This window comes from Streptomyces purpureus (genome assembly GCF_014648195.1).
GTDB classification, from domain to species: Bacteria; Actinomycetota; Actinomycetes; order Streptomycetales; family Streptomycetaceae; genus Streptomyces; species Streptomyces purpureus.
In genome coordinates this window covers 108,928-122,314 of sequence record NZ_BMQQ01000018.1, presented here as the reverse complement: position 1 = coordinate 122,314, position 13,387 = coordinate 108,928, and the positions used below count along the sequence as shown (strand labels likewise).

General features: G+C 72.5%; 17 protein-coding genes. 7 read left to right on the top strand and 10 right to left on the bottom strand.

Going from position 1 to position 13,387, the window contains the following annotated elements; all coding sequences use genetic code 11:
• Positions 1-89 precede the first annotated feature (89 nt).
• Both IEZ01_RS22530 and IEZ01_RS22525 read left to right on the top strand, forming a co-directional pair.
• Positions 90-1,202, top strand: a complete 1,113-nt coding sequence (locus tag IEZ01_RS22530; protein ID WP_189203412.1) for a baeRF2 domain-containing protein — start codon at positions 90-92, stop codon at positions 1,200-1,202.
• Entirely contained in the window at positions 1,199-1,843 is a 645-nt protein-coding gene (locus tag IEZ01_RS22525) for a protein-L-isoaspartate(D-aspartate) O-methyltransferase (protein ID WP_019891633.1), read from the top strand. Before IEZ01_RS22530 ends, IEZ01_RS22525 begins: the two co-directional genes overlap by 4 nt.
• A gap of 107 nt (positions 1,844-1,950) precedes the next feature.
• Here the strand turns inward: IEZ01_RS22525 and IEZ01_RS22520 are convergent, their stop codons facing one another.
• Complete coding sequence (locus tag IEZ01_RS22520) at positions 1,951-2,403, bottom strand: YbhB/YbcL family Raf kinase inhibitor-like protein (protein WP_028798307.1); 453 nt, start codon at positions 2,401-2,403, stop codon at positions 1,951-1,953.
• A gap of 113 nt (positions 2,404-2,516) precedes the next feature.
• Between IEZ01_RS22520 and IEZ01_RS22515 the strand changes: the two genes are divergently transcribed.
• Positions 2,517-3,062: a nucleoside-triphosphatase gene (locus tag IEZ01_RS22515; protein WP_189203410.1), complete on the top strand. Its 546-nt coding sequence runs from the start codon at positions 2,517-2,519 to the stop codon at positions 3,060-3,062.
• A gap of 20 nt (positions 3,063-3,082) precedes the next feature.
• On the opposite strand, the gene IEZ01_RS22510 is transcribed toward IEZ01_RS22515, so the two are convergent.
• From IEZ01_RS22510 to IEZ01_RS35130, 3 genes are all read right to left on the bottom strand, one after another.
• A complete protein-coding gene (locus IEZ01_RS22510; protein ID WP_189203408.1) occupies positions 3,083-3,802 on the bottom strand; it encodes a restriction endonuclease in 720 nt (239 codons plus the stop codon).
• A gap of 241 nt (positions 3,803-4,043) precedes the next feature.
• A complete protein-coding gene (locus IEZ01_RS22505; RefSeq protein WP_229833151.1) occupies positions 4,044-5,384 on the bottom strand; it encodes a TerD family protein in 1,341 nt (446 codons plus the stop codon).
• A 121-nt stretch (positions 5,385-5,505) separates the two neighbouring features.
• Positions 5,506-5,694, bottom strand: a complete 189-nt coding sequence (locus IEZ01_RS35130) for a GNAT family N-acetyltransferase (RefSeq protein ID WP_229833150.1) — start codon at positions 5,692-5,694, stop codon at positions 5,506-5,508.
• 296 nt (positions 5,695-5,990) lie between these two features.
• On the opposite strand from IEZ01_RS35130, the gene IEZ01_RS22495 reads away from it, so the two are divergent.
• Complete coding sequence (locus IEZ01_RS22495) at positions 5,991-6,722, top strand: dienelactone hydrolase family protein (RefSeq protein WP_189203404.1); 732 nt, start codon at positions 5,991-5,993, stop codon at positions 6,720-6,722.
• A 159-nt stretch (positions 6,723-6,881) separates the two neighbouring features.
• Here IEZ01_RS22495 and IEZ01_RS22490 read toward each other — a convergent pair whose 3' ends face one another.
• Positions 6,882-7,457, bottom strand: coding sequence for a TetR/AcrR family transcriptional regulator (locus tag IEZ01_RS22490; protein ID WP_229833147.1), 576 nt, complete (start codon positions 7,455-7,457; stop codon positions 6,882-6,884).
• A 62-nt stretch (positions 7,458-7,519) separates the two neighbouring features.
• Between IEZ01_RS22490 and IEZ01_RS22485 the strand changes: the two genes are divergently transcribed.
• Positions 7,520-7,906 carry a DUF6463 family protein gene (locus IEZ01_RS22485; RefSeq protein ID WP_229833145.1) on the top strand — a complete coding sequence of 129 codons (387 nt, stop codon included), beginning with the start codon at positions 7,520-7,522 and terminating at the stop codon, positions 7,904-7,906.
• A 99-nt stretch (positions 7,907-8,005) separates the two neighbouring features.
• On the opposite strand, the gene IEZ01_RS22480 is transcribed toward IEZ01_RS22485, so the two are convergent.
• Positions 8,006-8,440 (bottom strand): VOC family protein, encoded by a 435-nt coding sequence (locus tag IEZ01_RS22480; RefSeq protein WP_189203402.1) that lies wholly within the window; start codon positions 8,438-8,440, stop codon positions 8,006-8,008.
• A 148-nt stretch (positions 8,441-8,588) separates the two neighbouring features.
• Here IEZ01_RS22480 and IEZ01_RS22475 point away from each other — a divergent pair, with 148 nt between their 5' ends.
• A complete protein-coding gene (locus tag IEZ01_RS22475; RefSeq protein ID WP_229833143.1) occupies positions 8,589-9,206 on the top strand; it encodes a DUF6000 family protein in 618 nt (205 codons plus the stop codon).
• A 138-nt stretch (positions 9,207-9,344) separates the two neighbouring features.
• Complete coding sequence (locus IEZ01_RS22470) at positions 9,345-9,698, top strand: PRC-barrel domain-containing protein (RefSeq protein WP_019891620.1); 354 nt, start codon at positions 9,345-9,347, stop codon at positions 9,696-9,698.
• A gap of 40 nt (positions 9,699-9,738) precedes the next feature.
• On the opposite strand, the gene IEZ01_RS22465 is transcribed toward IEZ01_RS22470, so the two are convergent.
• Genes IEZ01_RS22465 through IEZ01_RS22450 form a run of 4 tightly spaced genes read right to left on the bottom strand, consistent with a single transcriptional unit; the run spans position 9,739 to position 13,344 of the window.
• Positions 9,739-10,347, bottom strand: a complete 609-nt coding sequence (locus tag IEZ01_RS22465; RefSeq protein ID WP_189203398.1) for a hypothetical protein — start codon at positions 10,345-10,347, stop codon at positions 9,739-9,741.
• Entirely contained in the window at positions 10,344-11,675 is a 1,332-nt protein-coding gene (locus IEZ01_RS22460) for a hypothetical protein (RefSeq protein WP_189203396.1), read from the bottom strand. Before IEZ01_RS22460 ends, IEZ01_RS22465 begins: the two co-directional genes overlap by 4 nt.
• Positions 11,672-12,448, bottom strand: coding sequence for an ABC transporter ATP-binding protein (locus IEZ01_RS22455; RefSeq protein WP_019891617.1), 777 nt, complete (start codon positions 12,446-12,448; stop codon positions 11,672-11,674). The genes IEZ01_RS22460 and IEZ01_RS22455 overlap by 4 nt, the downstream gene beginning before the upstream one ends.
• On the bottom strand, positions 12,445-13,344 hold the full coding sequence (locus IEZ01_RS22450; RefSeq protein ID WP_189203394.1) for a zf-HC2 domain-containing protein: 900 nt from the start codon (positions 13,342-13,344) through the stop codon (positions 12,445-12,447). Before IEZ01_RS22450 ends, IEZ01_RS22455 begins: the two co-directional genes overlap by 4 nt.
• Between the last annotated feature and the right edge of the window lie 43 nt (positions 13,345-13,387).

The window sequence follows — 13,387 nt, the reverse complement described above, 5'->3', positions numbered from 1 at the left end:
CGCACCTCGACGCACATCGTCGAACGGCGCGCATCATCGAAGGTGGGGGGGAGCGTCGAAGGTGGGGGGAGCGTCGATGAGGAGTGGCGATGCGGCTGTCGTTCCTTGAGCCCCTCTACGCGGAGTCGGGCCCGTTCGCCTCCGTGTACCTGGACACCTCCCGGGACGTCGAGCATCCCGAGCGGGCCATCGCGCGGCGCTGGGGGCGGCTGCGCGAGAGCCTCTCCCGCCAGGGCGCGGACCGGGCGCTGCTGAACGTACTGGAGGAGGTGGTCGGCGCCGACTCGGAGGTGCCGGGGATGCACGGTCAGGCGATCTTCGCCGCCCACGGCACGCTCCTCCTGGACGGCGAGCTGCCCAGGCCGCCCGAGCACGACTCCGCGCGCTACAGCACCCTGCCGGACGCGATGCCCCTGGTCACCCAGCACGTTCCGGAGATCCCCTACCTGGCCGTGGTCGTCCACTACAGCGGCCTTCCCACCGCCGAGACCCACGGCTGGGTGACCCTGGAGGCGGAGACCGGCACCTGGCCCGCCTCCACCGTCACCCCCGGTGAGCGCCTGCACCACAGGGTCGCGGTGGCGACCTGGCACCGCACCTGCCTCCGGCTCGGCCACCTGCTGGACGAGCGGGCGCGGCACGCCCATGCCGACGCCGTCGTCATGGGCGGGGACGAGTGGGCATGCAACGTACTGATCCGCCGCCTGCCGCAGACCCTGCGGGACAAGGTCGTCCGCGTCGGCGGCCGGACCCCCACCGACACCGGGCGCGCCCTGCTGGAGCCTCAGCTGGACGCCGTCTTCCGCGGCCACATCGCCGCGCACGACCGGGAACTCGTGGACCTCTTCATCAGCCGGCGCGCCCTGGACGGGCCTGTCACGGAGGGGCTGGCCGCCACCGTCGCCGCCCTCCAGCGCGGCCAGGTCGCGGCACTGCTGCTGAACCGTACGCCCCGATCCTCGCTGCGGCTCTGGACGGGCTCCCAGCCCACTCAGCTCGCGCTGACGGAGGCGGAGCTGGTGTCCTTCGGGGTCCGGGCCCCGCGCGAGGAACCCGCCGACGAGGCCCTCGTCCGGGCCCTCGTCGGCACCGGCGCCGAGCTGGTCGCCGTACCGGAGAGCGGACTGAGGCTGTACGAAGGCGTGGGCGCCGTACTGCGGTACGCCGACCCGGGGACCTCCCGGGGGTCCGATGCCCCATGACCCCTGAAGGGACCCCCGAGGACCTGGTCCGGGCGGCCCGCGCCGTGGGCGTGAGCGACAGCCGCCTCCTCGATGCCGTACGCAGCATCCCTCGGGCGGACTTCGTCCCCGTGGAGGAGGCCGCGTCCTCGTACCGGGACACGCCCGTTCCCCTCCCGCACGGGCAGGTCACCACCCAGCCCTCGCTGATCGCCATGATGGTCGCCGCGCTCGGCCTCACCGGAGACGAACACGTCCTGGAGGTCGGGACCGGATACGGCTGGCAGACCGCGCTGCTGGCCCGCCTGGCCGCGTCCGTCGTCAGCGTCGAGCGCTACCCCGACCTGGCCGAGGAGGCCCGCCTGCGGCTGGCCGCGCAGGGGGTCGGCAACGCCGAGGTCGTAGTCGGCGACGGGACCCTCGGGGTGCCGGCCCCGGCGCCGTACGACGCCGTCATCGTCTGCGCGGCCTTCCCGCAGGTGCCGGAGCCGCTGGTGGAGCAGCTGCGCGGCGGTGGCCGGCTCGTCCAGCCGATCGGGCGGGGCGGGCAGGAGTACGTCGAGCTGTACGAGCGGGGGGCCTGCGGGCTGGTGCGCCTCAGGACGGTCGCCGTGGCCAGGTTCGTCCGGCTGTACGGCGCCCATGGCTACGACGAGCGGTGACCGGCTCGCTGCCCCGGCTACGGCCGACGGTGACCGGCCGGCTGCTGTGGCTACGGCCGACGGCGACCGGCCACTCCTCCCCCGGCAACGACCGGCCCCGTGCCGGCTCAGCGTTGGTAGGTACCGACGAGGGTGCCGGAGGCCAGCTCCTTGCCCTTCAGGGCTCGGTGTACGTCGTCCACGCCCGGGTGTTCGGGCAGCTGGAGTGGCTCGGACAGGGCGTACAGGCGGAAGAAGTAGCGGTGCGTCCCATGCCCCGGTGGAGGCATCGGCCCTCCCCAGCCCACGTGCCCGAAGTCGTTGGGCCAGGGCAGGCCGCCCGTGGGCTTCTGGCCCTCCGTCACACCGGTGGTCCCGGGGTCGATGCCCGTCACCAGCCAGTGCAGGAAGGTGGACCCCGGCGCGTCCGGGTCCTCGCACAGGAGCACCAGCTCCGTGGCCTCCTCGGGCACCCCCGACCAGGTCAGAGGCGGTGAGATGTTCTCTCCCTCCCCGCTGTACCGGCGGGGAATCACCGTCTTGTCGTCGAACGCGGCACTGCTGAGTTCCATTCCGCTCATGCGCGGCGCCATACCCGCCACGGCGGCCCCGGCACCGGCCAAGCACCCCAAAACCCCTGTTCGGCCGAGCCGCCCGCCCGGTCCGTTCGCGGAAGCGGGGTGAAGATGGCGGTGTGCCGACGAGAATCCTGCTGGAAGGCCGCCCGGGCGTGGGCAAGACGACCGCCCTGCGTCGACTGTCCGCGCTGCTGCCCGCCGGCGCGGCCACCGGCTTCACCACCGAGGAGATCCGGCAGTCCGGCGCCCGCGTCGGTTTCGCCCTGGAAACCCTGGCGGGCCGACGGGAGGTGCTCGCCCATGTCGACCTGCCCGGGCCGCCGCGGGTAGGGAAGTACGGCGTCGACCTGGGCGTCATGGAACGGCTGGCGCTGCCGTCGCTTCGGCCGGCTGCAACCGGCGAAGCGGCAGGGCAGCTGGTGCTCATCGACGAGCTGGGGCGGATGGAGCTGGAGTGCGCGGAGTTCCGGGACGCGGTCGACGCGCTGTTCGTGGCGGAGGTCGACGTCGTCGCGACGGTCCACGTGCACCGCGATCCGTTCACCGACGCCCTGAGGCGGCGCACCGATATCGAAGTCGTCCACCTCACGGCGGCGAACCGGGACGCCGTTCCCGGTGAGCTCGCGGCCCGGCTGCGGCAGCTCCGGAAGGACACTTGGTGACACGGTCCGCCGGGGGCTGTTCAGGACAGCTCGGTCGGTCTGCGTGGCGGCGGGACAGCCCGGAGCAGCTCCCACAGGGGACGCGAGCCGGACGCCCACACCGCGAGGGTGTGGCGGTCGACGACGTGGAGCCGCTGCTGCGTGGCGAAGGCCACAGCCGGTGCGGTGACCCGGCCGTTGGTGACGATCACCGCGACGTCGGCGCCGTGGACCTGGCGTGCGGTGCCGTTGAGGACTTGGAGGTCCGGCGTCCCTACCGCGGCTCCGGCCAGGCCGTTGCGCCGGTGTTTGCACTGGATCACCCAGCGTCGCCCGTACGGGTCGGTGGCCTTCACGTCGGCCCCGAGGTCTCCGCCACCGCCGCTGCGGACCGCGTCCCGGCAGCCGTCACGGCGCATCAAGTCCCGTACGGCGTCCTCGAACCGGGAGTGGTGCAGGGCGTCCAGCTGGGACAGTCCGTACCGCAGCCCCTGCGTGCGGACCGCCTCCCACCGGGCCCTCTGCTGCTTCTGGTGGAGCCGGACGCCGCCGGCCAGTACCGCGAGCGTTCCGACGACGACCAGGATCCATCGGTGGGCCAGCAGCCAGTCGACAACGGCCACCATCAGGGCGACGGCGACGACCGCGGCCACGAGGAGCCCAATCACCCGGTCCTCTGCGCGCTGCCGCCGCTTGCCGGGCCTGCGGGCCCGGGTCCGCCGCCGGGCCGGCGGGCGACCCCTGCGCGCGCGGGGGCTCATCGGCCGGCCTGCGTGACGCCGCTCGCGAGCTCATTGATGGTCAGCAACCGTTCAGACCTCCCCCAACGACCGGCAACCACGACGCCCGGGGCGGCAGCGGGCCACTCCAGCCCTCTTGTCTAGCTGGGCGTCGGAGATACCGGCGGCCGTTTGCCGACGAATGGCACAAAGCCGTTCGGGCCTGGCTGGATACCGCGCGGCGGGACGCGGCGGGACTATCCCGGCTGAGGCACCCTCACGTTCAGCGAGGGCGCTCTCCACGCCAGAGCCGCCCCGCTCGGGGGGACGACTCGCCTACGGGCAGTGGGTCGAGGGTGAACTCCCACTCGTGCCGGCTCTTGTCGATCACGAGCAGGAGGGGGCCCTCGGGGATACGGACCTTCTCCTTGACCCGGCGGCCGTTCCAGGCGTGGATGAGCTCCTCGGCGGGGCGTCGCAGCTCGGCGGGTGTGTCGCCCTGGTGGTGGTTCAGTTGGAACCATCCGTTGTGCCGGTCCGTCGCCCGGACCTTCAGTTCGGCCGCGCCGCCCGTGTGGATGAAGACCTCGCGGGCGCTTCCCTGGACCGTCCCGGTGCCGATCGGGCGGGCCGCGGACAGGGGCCGGAGGGTGAGCTCCCACTTCCCGGAGTGGCCCACCTTCATCTTCAACGGGCCGCCCTTGCGGGGCGGCACGAGCAGGGCGCGGCTGTGGAATTCAGGCAGGTCGTCGCAGAAGACGTCGCTGGAGCGGCCGACGATCTGGACGTGGAGGAATTGGTACTCCTGGACTCGTGCCTCCAGGATCACCGGTTCGCAGTCCGGCGGGAACGGCAGGTCCACGGTGACCGTCTTCTCGCCCTTGCCGCTGTAGACGCGCGGCTCGAAGTCGAAGAATCCGGCTCCCCAGGGCAGGGTGTCGGTGGGGGCGGTGACGGTGGCGACCTCGGGTGCGGAGGGCACCGGCTCGGCCGGGTGAGGCGCCGCGGGCGCCGGCACCGGTGGCGTGGCCGTGCCCACCGGCGCCGAACCCGTCTTGGTCACGCCCGTCAGCGGCACCGGTCCGGACGCCGGCGGAGCCTCCCCCACTACGACCCCGAAGTCCGTCGCCAGCCCCGCCAGCCCCGAGTCGTAGCCCTGGCCCACGGCGCGGAACTTCCACGCCCCGTCGCGCCGGTAGAACTCCCCCAGCACGAAAGCCGTCTCGCTGGAGGCGTCCGTCACGTCGTAGTGCGCCACCACCGCGCCGTCGAGCGACACCACCTGCGCGCGCAGGCCGGGGACCTGGCCGAACACCCCGCCGTCCACGGACCCGGCGATCAGCACCCGCTGGACGGCCGGTTCGATCCGCGGCAGGTCCAACTCCAGCCACTCGGCGAGCTGCCCGCCGCCCTCACCGGTGCCCACGTGCCGCACGGCCCCGGACGGATGCGCAGGCCGAGTGTTAAGGACGATGTCGGCGCCGCCGCGCACCTTGCCGGTCGCGTCGAGCAGCAGGGCGGCGGCGCTGACGGCCGGCACCCCCGGCACCCGGTTGCGGCCCACGGCGATCCGCAAAGGGGCGGTGGGGACAGGGGTGTTGGCGCCCTTGGCGATGTGCGTCATACGGCACATGGTGACAGTGAAGGTGGTGTGAAGAAAAGATCTTCGGCGCCGAGTCGACTGCCATACCCGGCGCCTCCTTCTCGTCGGGGCGGTGCGGGCCCGTGCCCCGATGCCGAGTTCGTCAGGTGTCGAGTGGAAGTTCCAGCAGTTCCTCCGAGGGTTGGAAGCCGGAGCGCTGCCAGAGGGGGCTGCTGCGCTCGGACGGCCAGACGATCAGGGTGTCGAAGCCCACGTTGCGGCAGTGCTGCTTCAGCGCCCCAAGGAGCGACGAGCCGGCTCCCTTGTTCCGCTGCGCCGGTCGTGGATCCACTGCTCGGCCCCTTCCAGGGGCTGCGCTCTTGGCCGTCCTTCGTGATCCTCTTGCTTGAACGTCCAGCGCAGTTCTGCCAACAGGCGCGCATCGGCGGGTAGGGCCGGGCGCACGGTGAAGTCGGTGGTCATGGGACGAGTTTGGCGTTTGCACCACCGTCAGGTGTAAGTTCGGCGACGCCGTGCGCCGCTGCGAACTGAAGGAGGTGAGACCGATCAACGATGTGACGTGTCGGGCCTCCCTCCTCCGCATGGCCTAGGGAGTGCCCGAAGGCATCCCGAAAGGCTTCACACGCTATGCGCTTCACCTCTGAGACGTCCTCCGACGGCGTCCGCGAACAGCTCTTCACCCTCGGCGAGATCCCCGGCGTGCTCTGGACGCCGGAAGGCGCTGCCGGTACTCGCCCCCTGATCGTGATGGGACACGGCGGCGGTCAGCACAAGAAGGCCCCCGGCATCCTTGCCCGTGCGCACCGTTTCGTGGCCGAGTGCGGTTTCGCGGTGGCGGCGGTCGACGTACCCGGTCATGGGAACCGGCCGATGGACGAGACGTACAACCGGATCGCGACCGAGAACCAGGCTCGCGTGGAGGCCGGGGAGGAGTTGGCTCCGCTGATCGCCGGCTTCCAGGCGCTCGTAGCCGGTCAGACCGTCCCGGAATGGCAGGCGGTGCTCGACGCGGTTCAGCAGCTCGACCAGGTCGGCGCCGGTCCGGTGGGCTACTGGGGCGTGTCGCTGGGGTGCGGACTGGGGGTTCCGTTCGTTGCCGCCGAACCCCGGGTCCGCGCGGCGGTGCTGGGGCTGGGCGGGGCCTTGGCCACGGCCGAGGACGCCGCGCGGATCACCGTCCCGGTGGAGTTCCTGGTGCAGTGGGACGATGAGCGGGTGCCGCGCGAGCAGAGCCTGGCGCTGTTCGACGCGTTGGCCTCAGCCGAGAAGACGCTGCACGCCAACCCCGGCAAGCACGGGGAGATCCCGGCATTCGAGCTGGACAGCGCGCTGAGGTTCTTCTCCCGGCACCTCGGCTGACATCACCGCCGCCCGCGGTCCGCGACGCGCCGATGGGGACCCGTTTCCGATCGGCGCGTTCGGCGAACCATGGACGCTCCGGCGACGTGGGGCGGAGCGTGGTGCGGAGCATCCGAAGAGGCGCCGGGCCGGGGGGAGATGGGTCCCGCCCGGCGCTTCTCATGCCGTACGCGAGGGGGTGGTCAGCGCCGCGTGGAGCAGCACGCCCAGCTGCTGGGGCAGCCGCTCCGGCGAGCGGTTCTGCATGTAGATCACGGCGAAGACCGGCCCGGACACCAGGGCGTGCACCAGGGACACATCCGGTACGACGGTCAACTCCCCACGGGTGACCGCCCGGTCGAGGAGCTGACCGATTCCCAGCTTCTGGCGGGTGACCATGGTGTCCTCGAAGCGCGCGGCCAGCTCCGGAGAGCCGGCGATGTCGCCCATCAGCCCGGGGAGCGCGGCGGCCGCGGCCGGGTTGGTCATATGGTCCACGATCTCCTGTACCAGCGCGGTCAGATCGCCGAGCAGTGTGCCGGTGTCGGGCGGCGCCGGCAGGTCGGCGCCGTGCACGGCCGCCGCGAAGACCATCTCCTGCTTGGTGGCGTGGCGCCGGTAGATCGCGGCCTTGCCGATCTGGGCGCGCTCGGCCACGGCGTCCATGGTGAGCCCGGCGTATCCGCTCTCCGCCAGCAGTTCGCGCGTGGCGGTCAGGATCGCCTCGTCCACGCGGGAGTCTCGGGGTCGTGCCATGCGGGCCATGTTACGGTACCGACAGTTTCGGAACTAGGAGTTTCGTAAGGGGGCGGTCCGTCATGACACGTTGGGCTGGGTGGATTCTGCAGTCGTTGGGGTTGCTGCATCTGGTGGTGCTGGGGGCACAGAACACCCAGTACTTCGGGGACTGGTTGACCGGCGCACTGTGGAACCTGCCGCGCGAGGAGTTCGTACACCCCGCCGGTGCCGCCGGCGCCTTCTGGGTCTCGATCGGCAGCTTCGCGCTCCCGCTGATCCTGCTGGGCGCACTCGTCCTGAGCCTGGCGCGCCGCGAGGTGCGGGTCCCGCCGTTCATCGGATGGGCCCTCACCGCTTGGGCTTTCGTGGGAGCGGCCATCATGGAGCCGACGCCGATGATCCTGGTGCTGGTGCCGGCCGTCCTGCTGATCAGGGCCGGTAAGGACCGGCCGGTGGCCTCGCGCTAGGTCTTGTCACGCCGCCTCGATCACGGCCTGCGGCAGCCTCGCTGCCGCAGGCCGGAAAGTCGCCCCGACGGGCGCCGGACGGATGCCGGCGCCCTGCCCTCAGTCCAGGCAGAATTCGTTCCCCTCGGGGTCGGCCATCACGATGATCCCCTCGTCCATGTCATTGGGCTCGAGCCGGTACAGCCGCTTCGCTCCCAGCCCCTCCAGCCGGGTGGCCTCCTCCTCCAGCGCGGCCATCCGCTCGTCCCCGGTCAGGCCGGGTGCGGCGCGCACATCCAGGTGCAAGCGGTTCTTCACCACCTTGCCCTCCGGGACCTTCTGGAAGAACACCCTCGGCCCCTTGCCGTCCGGATCCGTGATGGCCGACCGGTCGTTGTGGTGCTCGGGCGGCACGCCCCATGCCGTCAGCGCAGCCGTCCAGTCCGGGAAGCCCTCGGGCGGGGGCGCGATGCGATAGCCCAGAACCGTCGCCCAGAACGCCGCCTGCGCACCCGGATCGGCGCAGTCGTACGTCACTTGGAATTCCTTGGCCATGCCGCCTCCGACCGCTCGCAACTGTCGACGTCCTCGTCCCGGTCGCCTGACCCGGGACACACTGCCATCCTCGCACCGCCCTCTGACAAACCGTTTGCCGACCCGAAAGAGTTGGCCGGATCGCGGTTCGGCGAGACAGGATGCTGTGGTGCGCCGTGCCTATGAGGATGCCGAGTTGCTGGACCTGGTCCGTCGCTATGTCACGCCCGACCGCCGCTACCTGAAGCTCGGCGGCAGCCTGCTGCGCCTGGAGGGGCCGGAGTACGACCGGTTCGCGCGGGCTCTCGTCGAAGACGCCGGACTCATCACCTCCGACGAGCTCGCCGTACTCCTTGAAGGCGGGTGGCGTGAGCGCAGGACCGCGGCGTGGCTCATCGCCGTCTCCGGGCGGACCGAGTTCCGCGAGCGCCTCGGAGATCTGCTGCTGGCCAGCGAGGTGTGCTGTGCCGGCTTGGCGTACTGCGTGGCCCTGGCCACGTTCGGCACGCCGCATGACGCCGATCTGCTGGCCGACTACCTTGATCGATACCTCCGCCGTCCCGACCTCGCCTACAACCAGCTGGTAGCGATGGGCGCCCTTCTGTACCTCGACCTGAACCTGGGGGCAGACCACGCCTCGCGCTTTCTGGTCCCGGACGGGCTGTGGCATCAGTGGCTCCAGGGCGCCCCCGGAGGCGCGCCGAGGGACCCCGCCACCTTCCTGAGCCTGATCCGCCGGCTCCGCGCCTTCGTCGACGACTGCGCCGAACTGCGTCCATCGGGGTGATCTCCGTACGTGGTCGATGAGTCACTCGGGTGGCCGGAGGGAGGGCGGGCAGGCGGGTGGGTGTTTCGCGCACGCGTTATCCGGTGCGTGAAATCCGGCAGATATCCGTGATCTGTCACCCATCGGAGAGGGATCGCTGTGAGCGAGTACAACATCTGGGGCTACCAACCGGCTGCAGGCTTCCAGCAGGGGATTGATCTGATCGGCTACAAGGTCGAGGCCAAGGACGGCGTCATCGGGAAGATCAGCAAGCATTCCGACGAGGTCGGCGCCTCTTACGTCGTCGTCGACACCGGAGTGTGGATCTTCGGCAAGCATGTTCTGCTGCCGGCCGGGACCATCAAGCAGATCGACATCACCGAGGAGAAGGTCTACGTCGACCGGACCAGGGACCAGATCAAGGACGCTCCGGAGTTCGACGAGATCAAGCAGGCGGGCGAGCCCAGCTACCTGGATCAGTTCGCCCGGTACTACAACCAGCCGCACATGTAGCCGCACATGTAGGAGACGATGAGGGGCGCATCGACGCCCCTCACATGCCCCTGCGCTCCGCCCGCGGTCCGCGCGCCGCGAGCAGCCCCACGCCCAGGACGAAGGCGGCAAGCGCCACCGCCCATGCCGCCCGCTGCGGGCCGGGCTGCATCGTCCAGGCCCAGATGGCCGCGTGGCCGCCGGGGACGGACGGGGCCGCGAGGTAGACGGCGCTGGTGTACACGGTCATCGGCAGCCAGCTCAGGCGGGCGCCGAGCAGCGCGGCGGCCGCCGCGGTCACCCCGGTGGCGCCCAGCACGTTACGTACCATCGCCGGCGCGCCGAAGGCGTCGGGGTGGCCGGGGACCGCGAGCGCCAGCAGGGCCGTGGACAGGGCCGTCAGCATCAGCAGATGGGACAGTCGGCGCGGCCACCAGGGCCGTACGGCGGTCCGGTCCAGCTCGTCGCTGTGGGTGTACAGGCTGGTGCCGACGGCGGACGCGGTGAGCAGCGGTGCCAGTACGACCACCGGTACGCGCGCGGCGTGGTCGAACCCGGGCTGGCCCTGGAGCCACCAGGCGCTCCAGGCGGCGGCGAGCGCGGCGCCCAGGAGGACGGCGAGGGTGGCGGGCAGGACCCGCGAGCGGGCGTAGAGGACGAAGGCGGTCACGGTACGGGCACCTCCTCGGCGTCGCAGAGGTCGGCGGCGAGATAGCGCGCCAGGTACGCGCGCCGCTCGGCCGGGGACTTGGTCTTGAGCCGGGCGAGATCGGCGCGGCTTCGGTCGGTGAGCACGGGCTCGTACGCGGCGGAGGGGGCGAGCCACTGGATCACGGCCGAGTTGACCTCCGAGGCGCGCGCCCAGCCGGGGTGCTCGTAGTCCTGGTCCTCGCAGGAGTCCGAGAACAGGTACTGGACCGCGCCGTGGGCGTACGCGCCCGGATCCCTGAGCCGGCCGCGGAGGGATTCGAAGGCCGGGGTGGGCAGCGACGCCTCGTCGGGACCGGCCGGCCGCGGGCCGTCCGTCCAGCGGACGGGGGCGCCGGGAACGCCTCGTAGGGCGCCGTTGAGGTCGGCGAGCGCGGCGGAGACCTGAGGGAGCAGCCGGCTGTCGACGGCCGTCACGCACACCTGAGGCGTACCGTCGTCGCAGACCAGGCGGGCGGCCGCCGTGTCGGCACGCCACGGGCCCTGGCCGCCGTTGCCGGTGCCGATGAGGACGGCGGCGGCGCAGGCGGCGGCCAGCGGGGGCAGGGCGAGGGTCCGGCGCCGGGCCGCGTACGCGAGGAACGCGGTGGCGGCCAGGCCGCCCGTCCATACGACCGAGGCGGGGGCGAACCACCACACCGCCTTGTCCCAGTTGTAGGAGTGGGCCATGGCGGGATCCAGCCACTGCCACGGCGTGTTCCCGTAGGCGGGGAAGCCGAGTACGACGTAGGTCGCGGCGGCGAGCAGCGGGGCGGTGAGCCGCCAAGGGATGACCCGGCCCGCGACAAAGCCGAGCGTGCCAAGGGCCGCAAGCGCGACCGCGTCGGCCAGGACGAGCAGGAGGTCGGGCCGCCCGGCGCTCACGTACGGCCAGGTGGCGAGCAGGCAGCCGGTGGCGGCGAGCAGGTGGCCGAGGGCCGGCCAGAGGGCGGCGGGCGCGGCGGCGACCGCCGCCCGGCGCAGCGGTGTGCGGGCGGTGGACGCCCACAACTCCCCCGTGCCGCGGCGCCGTTCACGGCCGCCCTGCCAGCATCCGGCGGCGACCGCGAGCGGGCCGCCGAGGAGCAGCCCGGCGGTCCGCAGCAGGCTCGTGGCCTCGCCCCAGCGGCTCTGCCAGCCGTCGATGTAGTCCGCCTTGCCGTACATCGCGATCGAGACGGTCAGCGCGAGCGCGGCGCCTGCCCAAGGTCCGACGCCCCGGCGGAGTTCGGAGAGCAGGGGACGGACCGTACGCGCGCGTGCCGGGGTGGGCGCGGGCGCGGTGTCGTCGAGGACGGGGGCGGCGGTCATCGGGCCGCCTCCGCCAGGGACGCCCGGTGGGCGCGCAGGGCGGTGGTGTAGCCGCGTTCGATGGCGTTGCCGTCGGAGTCGCGGCCGTGCTCCCCGCCGAGGGCGGTCAGTTCGGCCGTCGTCCCCCGGTAGGCGATGCGACCGGACTCGATCAGCGTCACCTCCTGGCAGGCCGCCGCCACGTCCTCCACCAGGTGGGTGGAGACGATGACGGTCGAGGTGGCGCCGAGATCGCGCAGGAGCGCTCGGAACTCGACGCGCTGTTCCGGGTCGAGTCCGGCTGTCGGCTCGTCGAGCAGCAGCAGCTCCGGCTCGTTCACGATGGCCTGCGCGATGCCGGCGCGCCGCACCATGCCTCCGGAGAGCGTCTTCATCTTCGTGTCGATGCGGTCCGCGAGTCCGACCCGTTCCACGGCCCGTTCCACCGCCGTCGGGACGCGCGCGGCCGGCATCTCCTTCAGCCATGCGACGTATGAGACGAACTCCCGGACCGTGAAGCCCGGGTAGTGGCCGAACTCCTGGGGCAGATAGCCCAGCGCGCGCCGTACCGCCGCACGCTCCCGGTGCGCGCCCACGTCCCGGCCGAGCAGTTCGATCCGCCCGGCGGCCGGTGCGGCGACGGTCGCCAGGACACGGATGAGGGAGGTCTTGCCCGCGCCGTTGGGGCCGAGCAGACCGTGTACGCCGGTGCGGAAGTCCAGGTCCACGGTGTTCAGCGCGACGGTCCTGCGGTGCCGGACGGTCAGTGCGCGTACCGTCACGCTGGTGGTCATCGGGGCTCCATGAGGTCGAAGGAACGGCGCCGCAGGACCAGCAGCCCCGCGCACACCACCGCGCCCGCCGCCCAGGCGCCCTGGGCGGCCGCGCCGGACAGGAGACGTACGAGGTCGGCGGCGAGCGGCAGGGACCCGGTGCCCGGTCGGCCGACGACCGGTCCCGCTACGGCGAGCAGCCAGGCGGTGGAGAGGGTGCCCGCGGCCGCGCGGCACCCGACGAACGAGCCGAGCGCCAGCGTCGCCAGCGTCAGTGCGAGGCCAGGCAGCAGCCAGGCCGCCGCGCCCGGCCCGCCGGAACCGCCGGGCAGCACGGCCCCGGCCGCAGTGAGCAGCGGCACGCTCACGGCGAGCACGGCCGCCGTCCGGGTCAGCAGCAGTCGCAGCCCGCCGGAGGGCGTCGACGCCCCGATCTCGTACATCGGGTCCGCGTGACGCCCGTACGAGACGGCGACCCCGGCGAGCGGCAGGACCGGCGCCACGGCGAGCAGCGCCTGGCGGGCGGCGCCGTAACCGGCCCCGTAGGCGAGGGCGACGGCGGCCGCGCCGACGAGCACCACGGCGACCATCCAGGCCCCCCGCACCGCGGGCCCCGCGGCCCACAGCAGACGGGAGGCCCGGGCGGCGAAGTGAGGCACGCCGCCGCGCGCCGACAGGCGGAGGCCGCCGCGCGCGTCCAATTCCCCGAGCCGCCCCGTGACGGCTCGGGGTGTCGTTGCCGCGGTCAGGATCGACGCGCGGATCGCGGCCAGCTCCGGGCCCGCGGTGGTGGCGCGGACGGCGGCGGAGACGCGGGCGGCGCAGTCGCCGCAGGATTCCACGTGCTTCTCCAGCGACCAGGCGTCCGTCTCGGGCGCCGAACCGGTGGCGTAGGAGGCGGCCTGGGCGTCGGTCACATGCCAGGGTGTGGGGCTTCCGCGCCTGGGCGTGGGGTTCACA

Bases quoted from the DNA above. Each gene is read 5' to 3' on its own strand.
- IEZ01_RS22460 (WP_189203396.1), bottom strand. From the start codon at position 11,675: ATGACCGCCGCCCCCGTCCTCGACGACACCGCGCCCGCGCCCACCCCG.
- IEZ01_RS22525 (WP_019891633.1), top strand. From the start codon at position 1,199: ATGACCCCTGAAGGGACCCCCGAGGACCTGGTCCGGGCGGCCCGCGCC.
- IEZ01_RS22505 (WP_229833151.1), bottom strand. From the start codon at position 5,384: ATGACGCACATCGCCAAGGGCGCCAACACCCCTGTCCCCACCGCCCCT.
- IEZ01_RS22510 (WP_189203408.1), bottom strand. From the start codon at position 3,802: ATGAGCCCCCGCGCGCGCAGGGGTCGCCCGCCGGCCCGGCGGCGGACC.
- IEZ01_RS22530 (WP_189203412.1), top strand. From the start codon at position 90: ATGCGGCTGTCGTTCCTTGAGCCCCTCTACGCGGAGTCGGGCCCGTTC.
- IEZ01_RS22485 (WP_229833145.1), top strand. From the start codon at position 7,520: ATGACACGTTGGGCTGGGTGGATTCTGCAGTCGTTGGGGTTGCTGCAT.
- IEZ01_RS22490 (WP_229833147.1), bottom strand. From the start codon at position 7,457: ATGGCACGACCCCGAGACTCCCGCGTGGACGAGGCGATCCTGACCGCC.
- IEZ01_RS22495 (WP_189203404.1), top strand. From the start codon at position 5,991: ATGCGCTTCACCTCTGAGACGTCCTCCGACGGCGTCCGCGAACAGCTC.
- IEZ01_RS22455 (WP_019891617.1), bottom strand. From the start codon at position 12,448: ATGACCACCAGCGTGACGGTACGCGCACTGACCGTCCGGCACCGCAGG.
- IEZ01_RS22480 (WP_189203402.1), bottom strand. From the start codon at position 8,440: ATGGCCAAGGAATTCCAAGTGACGTACGACTGCGCCGATCCGGGTGCG.
- IEZ01_RS22520 (WP_028798307.1), bottom strand. From the start codon at position 2,403: ATGAGCGGAATGGAACTCAGCAGTGCCGCGTTCGACGACAAGACGGTG.